The organism is Bradyrhizobium arachidis, from assembly GCF_024758505.1.
Taxonomy (GTDB): Bacteria; Pseudomonadota; Alphaproteobacteria; order Rhizobiales; family Xanthobacteraceae; genus Bradyrhizobium; species Bradyrhizobium manausense_C.
Genome location: NZ_CP077970.1, coordinates 7,416,985 through 7,429,675, shown reverse-complemented (window position 1 = coordinate 7,429,675; position 12,691 = coordinate 7,416,985). Strand labels below are relative to the sequence as shown.

9 protein-coding genes and 1 riboswitch are annotated in these 12,691 nt (G+C 62.3%); of the genes, 5 read left to right on the top strand and 4 right to left on the bottom strand.

Translation table 11 applies throughout. The features are described 5' to 3' along the window. Positions 1-147: 147 nt before the first annotated feature. Positions 148-1,230 carry an ROK family transcriptional regulator gene (locus KUF59_RS34590; protein WP_408918127.1) on the bottom strand — a complete coding sequence of 361 codons (1,083 nt, stop codon included), beginning with the start codon at positions 1,228-1,230 and terminating at the stop codon, positions 148-150. A gap of 53 nt (positions 1,231-1,283) precedes the next feature. After that, on the bottom strand, positions 1,284-1,943 hold the full coding sequence (locus KUF59_RS34585; RefSeq protein WP_309501006.1) for an SGNH/GDSL hydrolase family protein: 660 nt from the start codon (positions 1,941-1,943) through the stop codon (positions 1,284-1,286). A 337-nt stretch (positions 1,944-2,280) separates the two neighbouring features. On the opposite strand from KUF59_RS34585, the gene KUF59_RS34580 reads away from it, so the two are divergent. The 5 genes from KUF59_RS34580 (at position 2,281) to KUF59_RS34560 (ending at position 7,504) form a co-directional block, all read left to right on the top strand. Next, the gene (locus tag KUF59_RS34580) at positions 2,281-3,357 is read left to right on the top strand and encodes an ABC transporter substrate-binding protein (protein WP_212461832.1); all 1,077 of its coding nucleotides are present in this window, start codon (positions 2,281-2,283) and stop codon (positions 3,355-3,357) included. 79 nt (positions 3,358-3,436) lie between these two features. Continuing rightward, positions 3,437-4,933: a sugar ABC transporter ATP-binding protein gene (locus KUF59_RS34575; RefSeq protein ID WP_258770066.1), complete on the top strand. Its 1,497-nt coding sequence runs from the start codon at positions 3,437-3,439 to the stop codon at positions 4,931-4,933. Between the two features lie 13 nt (positions 4,934-4,946). Then, positions 4,947-5,888: an ABC transporter permease gene (locus tag KUF59_RS34570; protein WP_258767688.1), complete on the top strand. Its 942-nt coding sequence runs from the start codon at positions 4,947-4,949 to the stop codon at positions 5,886-5,888. A 3-nt stretch (positions 5,889-5,891) separates the two neighbouring features. Then, positions 5,892-6,836 (top strand): ABC transporter permease, encoded by a 945-nt coding sequence (locus KUF59_RS34565; RefSeq protein ID WP_212461830.1) that lies wholly within the window; start codon positions 5,892-5,894, stop codon positions 6,834-6,836. 11 nt (positions 6,837-6,847) lie between these two features. Then, positions 6,848-7,504: an SGNH/GDSL hydrolase family protein gene (locus KUF59_RS34560; protein ID WP_258767686.1), complete on the top strand. Its 657-nt coding sequence runs from the start codon at positions 6,848-6,850 to the stop codon at positions 7,502-7,504. A gap of 214 nt (positions 7,505-7,718) precedes the next feature. Here the strand turns inward: KUF59_RS34560 and KUF59_RS34555 are convergent, their stop codons facing one another. Together KUF59_RS34555 and KUF59_RS34550 are read right to left on the bottom strand one after the other, a co-directional pair. Beyond that, on the bottom strand, positions 7,719-8,990 hold the full coding sequence (locus KUF59_RS34555; protein ID WP_258767685.1) for a serine hydroxymethyltransferase: 1,272 nt from the start codon (positions 8,988-8,990) through the stop codon (positions 7,719-7,721). 33 nt (positions 8,991-9,023) lie between these two features. After that, positions 9,024-9,109, bottom strand: a riboswitch (ZMP/ZTP riboswitch). A 197-nt stretch (positions 9,110-9,306) separates the two neighbouring features. Then, positions 9,307-12,675 (bottom strand): adenylate/guanylate cyclase domain-containing protein, encoded by a 3,369-nt coding sequence (locus KUF59_RS34550; protein WP_258767684.1) that lies wholly within the window; start codon positions 12,673-12,675, stop codon positions 9,307-9,309. Between the last annotated feature and the right edge of the window lie 16 nt (positions 12,676-12,691).

The window sequence follows — 12,691 nt, the reverse complement described above, 5'->3', positions numbered from 1 at the left end:
CTATGGTCGGATATGGCCGGGTGGCTGACACGTTCGCGGTAGCCTGAACCCTGACCGAGCACCATCACCGTGGATACGCTGCACCGGGCGGATGCGGGTGGCCGCCACGGGCCAGGCTGTGCGCTCACAAATCCGCGACGGGGCGTTCTACTGAACCATGAAGCGAGAGTGGTAAGGCAGACTGGCCGCGCCTACAGCCTTTGGTGCAGTCGTATTCGCACCGAGGAGGAAGGCGATATCCGGCAATTCCTTGTGAAGCCTATCGCATAGGTCGCGCGCGAGCGCCGGCGGCGCGTAACTGGACAGAACGACCGACTTGAAATTGACAAAGCCTAGCAGCGATCGCACCGATGCCAGAATCTGCTGGCAGCAGGCCTGCTGCCATTGCCTGTAGAGTTCGCCGGCCGCGGCCGGAATCTCCGATCCGATGTCGGACAAAGCGAGGCCGTGCTTCTTCAGTCCATGTTGCAGGGCCAGCAACCCAACATCGTGGCTGAGATCGGATCGGCCGCTGTGGATCTGGTAGTTCAGGATCAAACGGCTGTGCAGACGCGACCCCAGATAAAAGAACAGGAAATCGGACAGCGACCGCGCCACGCCAAACAGACTCTCGCCTCCGGCGGCGGCGGTGATCTCGTTCTGGATGTACACGGACAGACCGAGCTTCCGTTCAATGTTGGCCTGCGCGTCCGCCAGATCGCGGCCCAGCAGCTTCCTGATGTGACCGCCGGTGTTGGCATCGTCAGGCACCGCCAGTCCGATGCCGGCAACCCGGGTCCGGCTGGCCGGTGGAAGGGTCAGCAATCCGTCTTCGATCTTTGCCGCGATCGCAGCCGGCGACTCCTGCAAGGACGAATAGAGATGTGCCGCGTGATAGCGAACTCTCCCGGCGAAATCGATCAGGGCGACATTCGCGGTATCTTGGCCAAAACTCACTCCGACCGAGAAAGCGCCTTCCGGATTGAGCGAGAGTGGAATGGTCGGCGGCCCGACGCGTCCGCGCTGGGCTTCGCCCTTGGAGACCAGGGCTTCCTGTTCGAGCGAACGCACAATGACAGAGACGGTTTGCGCCGAGAGCCCGGTCTTCTCGCCGATTTCCAGGCGGGAGATGCCCGAGCTTTGCAGCAGCAGCGACAGCACCAGGCGCTCATTGTAGCTCCGCACCGTGGGCGCGTTGAGACCACTGGCGCGATCCGCGATCCGCAGCGGGTTCGGGGGCGCAAATCGCATATCAGGCAAGGGAGGTGCTCCTCATATCGGCAGACCGTCGCGCGGGATCGTTGTCAGCTTTTGCGCTCTTGAGTCGGCCAGCCGATTGCCTCGATCTCCTGCGCGAGCGCAGCGCCGAGCGCGTGATGGGCTTCCGCATTCAGGTGGAATCCGTCGGCCGCGTCGCAACTGCACACCGAGGCCGCGTTGAAGAAGTGCACGCCGAGCGAATCCGCCATGATCTCGAATTCGAGTGCCAGTTGCCGCGACTTCTCCGGGGCGCCGGCGAAGATCGATTTCCATTCCTTGACGTCGTCGAGAATGGGAGGAGGGGCAACGATCATGATCTCGGGCACGCTGCCGCCGGGGCCCGGCGCCAGTTCGCGCAGATCGTAGATCAGGCAGCCGATGCCCATTGCCACTTCCGAGGCCGGCTTGTTGAAGCGGATCTTGAGGTCGTTGGTCCCGAGCATGATGATCACGAGATCGAGCACGGTGTGACTCTGTGCGCACGGCCGCAGATAGGCGCGACCGTTCTTGTGCGCGCCCTCGATCGGATCGTCGTGCACCGTCGTTCGTCCGCTCAGGCCTTCCTCGATGACATACCAGGACGGTCCGAGCTCGGACTGGAGCACGCCGGGCCAGCGCGTGTGCCGATCGTAACGATCGAGGGGGCCACGACCGGGAATCTGGCCATGCGTGTTGGAGTCTCCGAAACATAGAACGGAGCGCATCGGCATCGCTCTGAATCCTCATGCTTTTTCGCCTCCCGCATCTTTGGTCGGGCCCGCGGCCAGTCGCAAGGCCTAATTGGTCATTCAAGATGAATAATTATTGACAGATTGCTTTGGCTATGTCCAAGTAGCTCTCGCTGGTCTGCTGCTCGCAGTATGCCGGCGTTGGGAGATAGGGACGCCGTGGCACAAGCTCTTCGCTAAGAAGAGCCGCTCACCTCTTGAACTGCATCACCCCACGTACGTCGCGTGTCCGCGGCGGGCGCGCGGCGACCTGCGTCCTTCTCTCTCCGAAGCAAAAGAACTCGGCACATCACGTGCGATGAAGGAGGATTTGATGCACCAGGGAATGAGGGCACTCGGCCTCGGTTTGATGGCGACGGTTTGGCTCGGGGTTGGCGCGGTCCAGGCCGAGGAGGTCAATCTCATGCAGGGCGTGACGCCGCGCCCTGGCGATGAGCGGATGACGGCGCCGGACAAATTCAAGAAGAACGGTCCGTGGAAGATCGGCATGAGCCATTTCGGCGTGAACGCCAACACCTGGACCGTCGAGATGGCGCATGACGCAGAAGCCGCTGCGAAGCTCGACAAGAGAATCGGCCAGTTCATCCTGCTCGACGCCAACATCAGCCAGGCCAAGCAGGTCGCCGACATCGAGGACCTCATTGCACAAAAGGTCGACGCAATCGTCGTGACGCCGCTGACGCCGACCTCTGCCGACGCTGGCATTGAAAAGGCGGTTGCCGCCGGCATTCCCGTCATCGTCCACACCGGTTTGACCGAGACCGACAAATACACCGTCGATATCCAGGGCGGCGGCGTCCACTTCGGCAAGGTGATGGGCGACTTCCTCGTGAAGCAGCTCAAAGGCAAGGGAAATATCTGGGTGCTGCGCGGCCTTCCGGCGCACCCCGAGGACATCAATCGTTACAAGGGCCTGCTGGAAGCGATCAAAGGCACCGACATCAAGATCATCGCCGAAGATGCCGGCAAGTGGCAGTACGACGTCGGCAAGCAGGTCTGCGAAACGCTCTATCTGAACAATCCAAAGGTCGATGGTATCTGGTCGTCGGGCGCCGACATGACCCGCGCCTGCGTCGACGTCTTCCAGCAATATGGCGCGAAGATTCCGCCGATCACCGGCGAAGGCAATAACGGCTTCTTCGCCCGCTGGATCGAGCTTGGCTTCCCCTCGATCTCGCCGGAATATGGCCCTGAGCAAGGCGCCGCCGGCGTGCGCGCTGCTATTGCGCTTCTCGAAGGCAAGCAGCTCCACAAGCGCTACATTTACGAGCCCGAAGGCTGGGATATCGAAAAGGCCAAGAAATACTATCGCAAGGATCTCAGCGCCAATGCCTGGTTCCCGTCCAGCCTGACCGAGCAGGATCTCCAGAAATATTACGGCAAGCGTTGATCGTGGCGGCGCCGGCGGCGTGCCGCCGCCGGCGCCGCGTCTTCCCGCACTTTGACTACGTCGGATCGAGACGATGACGATTGAGCCACTGGTCCAGATGACTTCGATTTCGAAGTCGTTTGGTGGCATTGCCGCGCTTGAGAGTGTCGACTTTCAACTGCTTCCCGGCACCGTTCACGCCCTCATGGGCGAGAACGGCGCCGGCAAGTCGACGCTGATGAAGATCCTGGCCGGCGTGGTCCAGCCTGATGACGGCATGATCCGGAAGGCTGGCCGAACCGTCCATTTCGCGTCACCGCGCGAAGCGCTCGATGCCGGTATCTCGACCGTCTTCCAGGAGCACTCGCTGCTCGCCAATCTATCGATTGCCGAGAACATGTATCTCGGCAAGGAGCCGCTCACGGTGCTCGGATCGGTCGATGTCGCCCGCATGGAGCGGAATGCGCGCGACACGCTCCGCGGTTTGGGCCTCAACCTCGATCCAGCAACGCTCGTCGGCAATCTCTCCATTGCCGAGCGCCAGTTCGTCGAGATCGCGCGCGGCATCTCGGCCAACGCGGACGTCATCATCCTCGACGAACCGTCGGCCGCGCTCAACGCCGCCGACGTAGAGATTCTCAACGCGCAAATCCTCGCCCTGAAGCAGCAGGACAAGGCGGTCGTCTACATTTCGCACCGGATGGAGGAGATCTTCAAGATCTGCGACACCATCAGTGTGCTGAAGGATGGACGGAACGTCGACACCGTGCCCGTTACCGCAATCACGCCGAAGGGATTGATCGCGATGATGGTCGGGCGCGAGCTCGCCGAGCTGTTTCCGCCGAAGCCTGCCCGGACGGAGGGCGACGTCGTTCTGTCGATCGAAGGGCTTCGCCTGACGCCGGAGTCGGCGGCTTGCTCGATCCGGCTTCGCCGTGGCGAGATCGTTGCGCTGGCTGGGCTCGAGGGACAGGGACAGCGTGAGCTGGTGCGGTCGCTCGTCGGGCGGTACGCAGCGCACGAGGGCAGGGTGCGTATCGGCAGCCGTGAGCTCGCCCTGCCGCTGCCAGAAGACCATGGCATCCGCATGCTGCAGGCGCTCGGCGTCAGCTTCGTGCCTGAGGACAGGAAGCTCGAAGGCCTCTTCCTCGATCTGTCGCTCGCGCACAATCTCACCATCGGCTTGCACAGCCAGCATTTCGAGCTGGCGCCGGCCGGCAGCCATCGCCATGTCATCGCAAACTCGATCAAGAGCCTTTCGATCAAGGCGGCCACACCCTACACGCCAGTCGGCACGCTCTCCGGCGGAAACCAGCAGAAGGTTCTGCTCGGACGCTACCTTGCGCTCGGCGCCGACATTCTGCTGATCGAGGAGCCGACGCGCGGCGTCGACGTCGGCGCCAAGGCGGAAATCTACAAGCTGCTGCGGGCTTATGCGAATGCCGGCGGATCGGTCGTCGTGCTCTCGCGCGAGACGCTGGAGCTGATCGGCCTCTGCGACCGGCTCTACGTCATCCATGACAAGCATGTCGTCGCCGAAATGCCAGCCGAGCAGGCCACCGAGCACGCCATCCTTGAAGCCGCGCTGCATCGCTGAAGGATCGGGAGAGATGTCGAAAGTCGGTCAGATCTTCTTCCGCGCCAATTCGCGCCACGGTCTCTGGACGATTCCCCTGCTGGTTGCGGTCTGCTGCTGTGTCGGCCTTGCAGCGTCGACGGCCGATTTCGCCAGTCGGCAGAACGTCCTCAACCTCTTTGCGCAGGCGGCTCCGCTGATCCTGGTCAGCATCGGGCAGATGATCGTGATCCTGGTGAAAGGTCTTGATCTGTCTGTTGGCTCCGTCGTCAGCCTGACGACGGGAATCCTGTCCTTGAACGCGCCGGTCTATGTCACGGCGCCGGCCGCCATGCTGACAGCGGCGGTGGTCGGGCTTCTCAACGGCGTCGCGGTGACGCGCTTCCGCGTACATCCGATCATCGCGACTCTCTCGATCATGGGAATCGCGCAAGGGGCGGCCATGTTCGTGCGGCCGTCGGCGGGCGGCACGGTCGCATCCGAGATCGTCGCGCTCGTCAGCGGCCAGCTCTTCGGCATCTACATGCCGGTGGTCTGGACCATCGCGGCTGTTCTGACCGGCTGGAAGATCGTGCATGCCTCGCGCTTCGGCTTGCATTTGTTCGCGATCGGCGGCGGCGAGACCGCCGGCACGTTCGGCATCGCCGAGCAGCGCAACGTTTTGGCGGCCTACGTGCTCAGCTCGTGCTTTGCGGCGGCCGCCGGCATCTTCCTTGCGGGCCGGATCGCCTCAGGCGATCCCAATATCGGCACGCAATACGCGGTGGACTCGATCACCGCCGTTGCGCTCGGCGGCACGCAGCTCGCCGGCGGAATCGGAAGCCTTCACGGCACGCTGATCGGCTGTGCACTGCTCGCATTGATCGCGAACGGCATGAATCTCCTCAACGTGTCGGCGTTCATCCAGACGATCGTGAAAGGCGCGATCCTGCTTCTCGTCATCGCGCTCCAGCCGCGCAAGAACATCGGCCTGTAGATCATGACTTACCGTTCGAGCCTCTACCGTGCCGCGCTTCGGATCCCACCGTCCTGCATCGTGTTCGTCGTGCTGATCATCACCCTCTGGGTGCTGCGGCCGAACATGATGAATCCCGCGATCCTGGGAACGTTCGCTCGTCAGGTCGTGCCGCTCGGCATCGTGGTGCTCGGCCAGTTGCTGGTGATCTCGTCGCGCTCGATCGATCTGTCGGCCGGCGGCGTCATCCTGCTCGTCAACTATCTGATCTCATCCGGGCTCCTCTCTAGCTGGCCGCTGCCGTCGATCGTCCTGCTATGCCTCGGCGTTGGACTTGCGGTCGGCCTGATCAACGGCCTCCTGGTCGGCAAGCGGCGGGCGTCGGCCGTCATCGTGACGCTCGCGATCAACATCGTGCTGATCGGTCTCGTCGAGTACCTCGCCAACGGCAAGCCGCCCGGCGACGTGCCGGCGGAATTCCGCTCGCTCTACAATCTGAGATTCTGGACGATACCAGCGCCGGTAATCTTCTGGATCGCACTCGCCGGCATCATGAGCGCGTTTCTCGGCACGTCGGTGTTCGGACGTTTCGTGTGGTCGATCGGCAGCAATCCGGCGTCGGCGCATTTCTCGGGCGTGCCGGTCGAACGGACCGTCGTCATCGCGCACGTGATCTCCGGGCTGATGTCCGCGGTGGCGGCGCTGGTGCAGACGTCGTCGATCGCTGTCGGCAGCGTGCGGTTCGGGCCTGAGCTCGTCATGAACTCGATCGCTGCGACGATCCTCGGTGGCGTCGTCTTCGGAAGGCCCGCGGAGGTGTGGGGCCCGCTCGTCGGCGTTCTCTGCTTTGCGCTTCTGTTCGTCGTCATGACGACGATGGGCGTGCAGGAACCGGGCAAGCTCATCGTGCAGGGCCTGATCATTCTGCTTGCTGCGATCTTCTACGGTCTACGATCCAAATCCAACTGAATGAGGTCACGATGACGAGACGTATCCTGTGCTTTGGCGATTCCTTGACCTGGGGATGGATTGCCGTCCCGGAAGGATCTCCGACGACTCGTTTTCCTCGTCATGAACGCTGGACCGGCGCGATGGCCGCAGCGCTTGGCGGCGGCTACGAGATCATCGAGGAAGGCCTCAGCGCGCGCACGACGTCGATCGACGATCCCGTCGATCCGCGCCTGAACGGCTCGGCCTATCTTCCCGCCGCGCTCGCGAGCCACATCCCGCTCGACCTCGTCATCTTGATGCTGGGGACCAACGACACCAAGAGCTACTACCATCGCACGCCCTATGAGATCGCGGTCGGCATGTCGAAGCTGGTCGGTCAGGTGCTGACCTCCGCCGGCGGCGTAGGCACGATTTATCCGGCGCCGAGAGTGTTAGTCGTGGCGCCGCCGCCGCTCGCCGATCTGCCGGACCCCTGGTTTCAGGGCATGTTCGAAGGTGGACGCGAGAAGACGCTTCAGCTCGCCGCGCAGTACAAGGCGCTTGCCAGCTTCATGAAGGTGGAGTTCTTCGATGCTGGCAGCGCGATCGCGACGGCAGGCGTCGACGGCATTCATTTCACGGCGAAGAATAATGCGGATCTTGGAGCGGCCCTTGCGGGAAAGGTGGCCGCTCTCTTCGCCGACTGAACCAAGTTGAGCGGGGAAGCAGAAGGATCGAAGTTGGGCGCCGGCGCGCCCAACTTCCGTGCTGCGTACCTTCCGCCAAACTGCGGCTTCTGGTTTCCAGACCGATCAGTTCGGTCCGGACTAAGGCGCAATGAGATTTGGACGAATCTCATTGCGCTTTAGGTTTCTTATTTGAGCAAGATCTCTTCGGAAAACCGCTTCGCACTTTTCCGGATCATGCTTTGGGCACCACACCTGGAACAGGAAATGCTCGGCACATCTCGACGCACTCCGACCTGAGGCGCGCGACGACCGCATCGTCTCCTTTCGCCTGCAGAGCCGCGGCAATGAATTCGCCGATACGACGCATTTCGATGTCTCCCATGCCACGCGTGGTCGCCGCGGGTGTCCCGAGGCGGACACCGCTCGGCCTGAGCGGCGGTCGCGGATCGTCGGGAATGATCTGCTTGTTGGTGGTGATGGCGATGGCATCGAGCAGATCCTCGGCTGCTCGCCCGTCCAGTCCGACAGACGCCGCCGTATCGACGACCATCATGTGATTGTCCGTCCCATCCGTGACCAGCTTCATCCCTCGCTCCATCAGCGTTCCGGCCAGAATCTTCGCGTTGCGCAACACCTGCCGCGCGTAAGCCTGGAAATCCGCCGTCGCCGCCTTCTTGAGCGTCACGGCGGTCCCGGCCACGACGTTCATGTGAGGTCCGCCCTGCAAACCGGGAAAGACGGAAGCGTCGATCCGACCGGCATGATCCTTCCGGCACAGGATGATCCCGCCACGAGGGCCGCGCAGTGTCTTGTGGGATGTCGTCGTCATGACGTCGAAGCCGGCATCGAGCGGATTGCGCATGACGTCAGCGGCGACCAGTCCGCCATAGTGGCTCACGTCGGCCATCGTGAGCGCGCCAACCTCGTCGGCAATGCTCTTGAATGCCGCATAGTCCAGGTCGCGCGGATAGGAACTGTAGCCGCACAACACCATTTTCGGACGCGCTTCACGCGCCCTCGCGCGCAATTGGTCGAAATCGATCGCTCCGCTCTTTGACGGGTCCGTCTTGTAGCGAATGAAGTTGAACAGACGCCCCATGTGGGACACCGGCGCGCCGTGGGTGAGATGGCCGCCATGCGACAGGTCCATGGCGAGAATGGTGTCGCCGGGCTGCAACAGGCCGAGATAGACGGCCTGATTCATCGGCGATCCCGAAAGAGGCTGAACGTTGGCGTGCTCGGCGCGAAAAAGCGAGCAGGCCCGCTGGCGCGCAAGGTTCTCGATGTCGTCCGTGAACTGCTGGCCGCCGTAGTACCGGCGTCCCGGATAGCCCTCGGAATATTTGTTGGTGAAGACCGATCCGAGCAGTTCGAGCACCTCCGGGTAGGTGTAGTTCTCGGATGGAATCAGTTCGACGCCGTCTTGCTGGCGGCGCTCTTCCCCCGCAAGGGCGGCGGCGATCTCGGAATCGTTGATGGATAGTTCGTTGCGAAATGATGACATGCTTGGGCTCCTCAACACGCTGTTGTTCCAGCAGATGGGTGCCCAGGCGATCGGCGTTAAAATCCCTCGCGCTTCCCCGTGGTCAATTCCACGTTAGCTCGCCAGTCGCGCGATAGGAACGAATGAGCGCAGACGCTCTTCGTGGGGAAGAAGCTAGCCCACCTGCGGACCTTCCGCAACGGGAAGCTCGTGCGGACGTCGTCATCTTTTCGTTTGGACACGACGTTTCACGGGCTGTCATCAAACTAGCATCTCGACCGGAGGGCGTCGGCGGGATCAAGCGGATAGCGCGACGGGGCGTCGCGCGAAACAGGCATTAGAGATCAGTCAATTCCGCCAGGAGTGCCCTGGCGGCAAGCAGGTCAGGCGTTTCGAAACCCTCCGTGAACCATTCGTAAATTGGGACAAGGAGGGTCCGCGCATCGATAAACCTACCCTGGCCGCGCCAGAGTCGGGCCAAACTGATGGCCGCACGCAGTTCCAAAGATTTTGCGCTTTGACCGCGCGCAATCTTCAGCGCATTTTGCAAATGAAGCTCGACCTCGCCTGGCGGAGCACCACGCATCTTCCGTAGTTCGCCACCGATTCGTGATAGTTCTGATTCCCACATATGTTCGTCGTTGCGCGCGGCGAGGGCCTCTGCTTCTGCCAACGCAGTGAAGGCCTTGTCGCCGTCGCCGAGCTGCAAGTAGGTCGAAGCGAGCATGCACAAGTATCGAACCTGGTACCAGCCGGCGCCGAGCTTATCCCGCGCGTTCAGATTCTGGTGCATGAGCGCCAGGCCAACCTCGGCGTTGCCTTCCAGTGCCATGGCCCAGCCCCGCAGGATCAGGCCGCTCAGGCGCCAGTAGTTCAAGCTGTGCTGATCGGCGAGGTCGATGACTGCATCCGCGTGCGCACGCGTAGCCGCCACATCCCCCATCAGTTCTGCGGGCGCCGCGCCGCCATAGACCCTCACATGCGCGGTAAGATTCGTCTGGTTCAGCTCTGCGGCATACTCAAACGCGGCACGGCTCGCCGATTCGGCTTGCTCGGGGAAGCCGAGGAGCCAAAGCACGACTGCCAAGTAGGGTAACGCAGAAGCCTTTGCGTCATGGATATAGTGCACAGGCGGCGGCCGATGTGCGCCCGGGTCGTAGCGACTCAATATGAGTTCGAACTCAGAGCGCGCCGTCGGAAAGTCGCCGGCGTACATAGCGGTGAGGCCCGTCAAACGATGCGTACTCAATTCCAGCGCCAGGTCCCTGGTGCCCTCGGCTGCGCGTCGCGCCTCGGCAACCAGGTCCTGCATAGCGGCGTAGTCGCCCCTTACGAAATGGAAAATGAACTTGCCGCTCAGAGTGGCGAATAACGCATCTGCGTCATTGAGCTCCTTGCACAGCGCGTGAGCCCTGGTGAACGCGGTGCCGAGCTGCGGGGCCGTGTATCCGTGAATGGCGATCAGCGGGCCGCCAATTGCCGTCTGAAGCGCGAGTTCTTGGCGATCGCGATCTGACCCTGGCGGACACGACTTGAGTGCCTCCAGCCCTTTCGTAAGATGAGTGATGGCTTCGAGATTGGCGGAACGCCCGGCGGCAATCCGGCCGGCGCGTAGCAAATAGCCAACCGCGTTTTTCGCGAGCCCAGCCTCCGTGAGATGTAAAGCAATCATCTCCGGTTCCGCCTCCGCTCGGGCAGGGTAGTATAATTGGAAGGCTTCTGCGATGCGCGCATGGATCTGTTGCCGCTTGCTCTTCAACAGGCTCTCGTGCGCGATTTGCTGCACCAGCGCATGTTTGAAGCTGTAGAGAGCATCGGGAGCGACACCACGTCGGAATATGAGTTCTGCCGCCAACAATTCATCGAGAGCGCGCTGGAGGGCATCCTCATCCAGTGGCGTTACCGCTCTCAGAAGATCGTGTCCGAACTCGCGCCCGATACAGGCTGCTATTTGGGCGACTTCCTTCACCGGAGCCAATCGGTCGAGGCGGGCCATGAGCGAGTCCTGCAGGGTCGTCGGGATCGCTAACGGCGGAAGTGGGCCCAACAGCTCGTATCGGCCGCCCCGGTCCTTGAGCAGCCCGGATTCGATGACGGCCTTGGTGAGCTCCTCGACGAACAGCGGCACGCCATCCGTCTTGGCCAGGATCTGATCGAGCACCTCCTGCGGAAGCAGTTTGCCGCCTGCTATGCGTTCGACCACGGCGGTGCCTTGCTTGCGTCCCAGCCGGCTCAAGAATAGCGCTGTCACATGTCCATGTCCGGTCCAGCGGGGAACGAATTCCGGTCGGAAGGTAACAATCATGAGGATGGGCAAGCGCTGCACCTCGTCAACAGCCCGATCGAGAAGTTCGAGCATGCTGGGGTCAGCCCAGTGGACATCTTCGTAGATGGCAAGCAGTGGCTGCTTTTTCGCTAGACCACGTATCTGCTCCAGCAGAGCCTGAAACGTTCGCTCCTTCTTCTGGTGTGGACTGAGCTCCAGTGGCGGGTATCGAACGCCCGCCGGGATGGCCAACAGATCCGCAAGGATCGCTGCGCTCTCCTGCACGTGCTCCGTCGCAAGCGCGATCATCGTTTCCAGCTTTTCGAGCTGCTCTTCAGGCGGATCCCCCCGCCGTATTCCCGCTGCCCGTTCGAGGAGCCCAACAACAGGGTATAGTGCGCTGTTGGCGTGAAACGGCGAACAGAAATGGCTCAGGGGAGCGTGCGGTATCTTTGCGAGCTGGTCGCGCAGCGCCCGCAAGAGGCGCGACTTGCCGATGCCGGCTTCGCCGCCGAGCAGAACGATCTGTCCCTCTCCCTCTTTTGCCTGCTCCCAGCGATCCAAGAGAAGTGCGAGTTCCTGATCTCGTCCGACCAGCACGGTTGTGGACACCCCGTGCTGGGCCTCGAAGCGACTCTCGGCTGCGCCCTCGCCGATCACGAGCCATGCTTGCACCGGTCCAGGGAAACCCTTGAGAGGCATCGTGCCTAGATCGCGGTACATGAAGGCTTCGCCGAGGAGGCGGCGCGTCGCCTCCGCGATCACGACACCGCCAGGTTCGGCAACCCCCTGCAGTCGGGCGGCCAGGTTTGGGGTCTCGCCGATCACCGGTCGCTCGCGAGCCTCTCCTTCACCAAACAGTTCGCCGACGACGACCAGACCAGTTGCGATGCCAACCCGAGCGGAAAGTGCAGTCCCATCCGGTCCGACAAGGTCCGCGACCGCCTTCGTCACCCGAAGCGCAGTGCGAACCGCCCGCTCCGCCTCGTCTTCATGCGCCCGCGGCCAGCCGAAATAGGCAAGGACGCCGTCACCCAGGAATTTGGCTACATGACCCTCGAACCGAGTAATCTCGGTCGACACAGTGTTGTGATAAACCTGCATCACTTCGCGCATCTCCTCAGGGTCGCGCCCTGAGGCGAGTGCGGTTGAGCCGACAAGATCGACAAACATGACCGTGAGCTGCCGACGGTCAGCTTCTGACGCAAATGTCAGTTTCGGCTCGCCGGCGGACGCACGTGCTCCGGCAGCATCCGCTACCGCTGGAGCCCGTGCACAAATAGCTTTCAGCACCGTCTTGCGCGGTCCGAGCGGCAAGCCAAGTTCGCGCAGGTCAGCTTCGGTAAGGTCTGGCAAGACCTCGGGCGTGATTTCCGCGTCCTGGAAGGCCTGTGCGTAGCGCTCCAACCCAAGACCACGAAGCCAGTCGGCGATATTCACGCGACGCCTCCTCGCG

What these genes read in the sequence shown, in the direction of transcription:
- KUF59_RS34590 (WP_408918127.1), bottom strand. Translation starts at nt 1,230, where the DNA reads ATGCGATTTGCGCCCCCGAACCCGCTGCGGATCGCGGATCGCGCCAGT.
- KUF59_RS34585 (WP_309501006.1), bottom strand. Translation starts at nt 1,943, where the DNA reads ATGCGCTCCGTTCTATGTTTCGGAGACTCCAACACGCATGGCCAGATT.
- KUF59_RS34580 (WP_212461832.1), top strand. Translation starts at nt 2,281, where the DNA reads ATGCACCAGGGAATGAGGGCACTCGGCCTCGGTTTGATGGCGACGGTT.
- KUF59_RS34570 (WP_258767688.1), top strand. Translation starts at nt 4,947, where the DNA reads ATGTCGAAAGTCGGTCAGATCTTCTTCCGCGCCAATTCGCGCCACGGT.
- KUF59_RS34565 (WP_212461830.1), top strand. Translation starts at nt 5,892, where the DNA reads ATGACTTACCGTTCGAGCCTCTACCGTGCCGCGCTTCGGATCCCACCG.
- KUF59_RS34560 (WP_258767686.1), top strand. Translation starts at nt 6,848, where the DNA reads ATGACGAGACGTATCCTGTGCTTTGGCGATTCCTTGACCTGGGGATGG.
- KUF59_RS34555 (WP_258767685.1), bottom strand. Translation starts at nt 8,990, where the DNA reads ATGTCATCATTTCGCAACGAACTATCCATCAACGATTCCGAGATCGCC.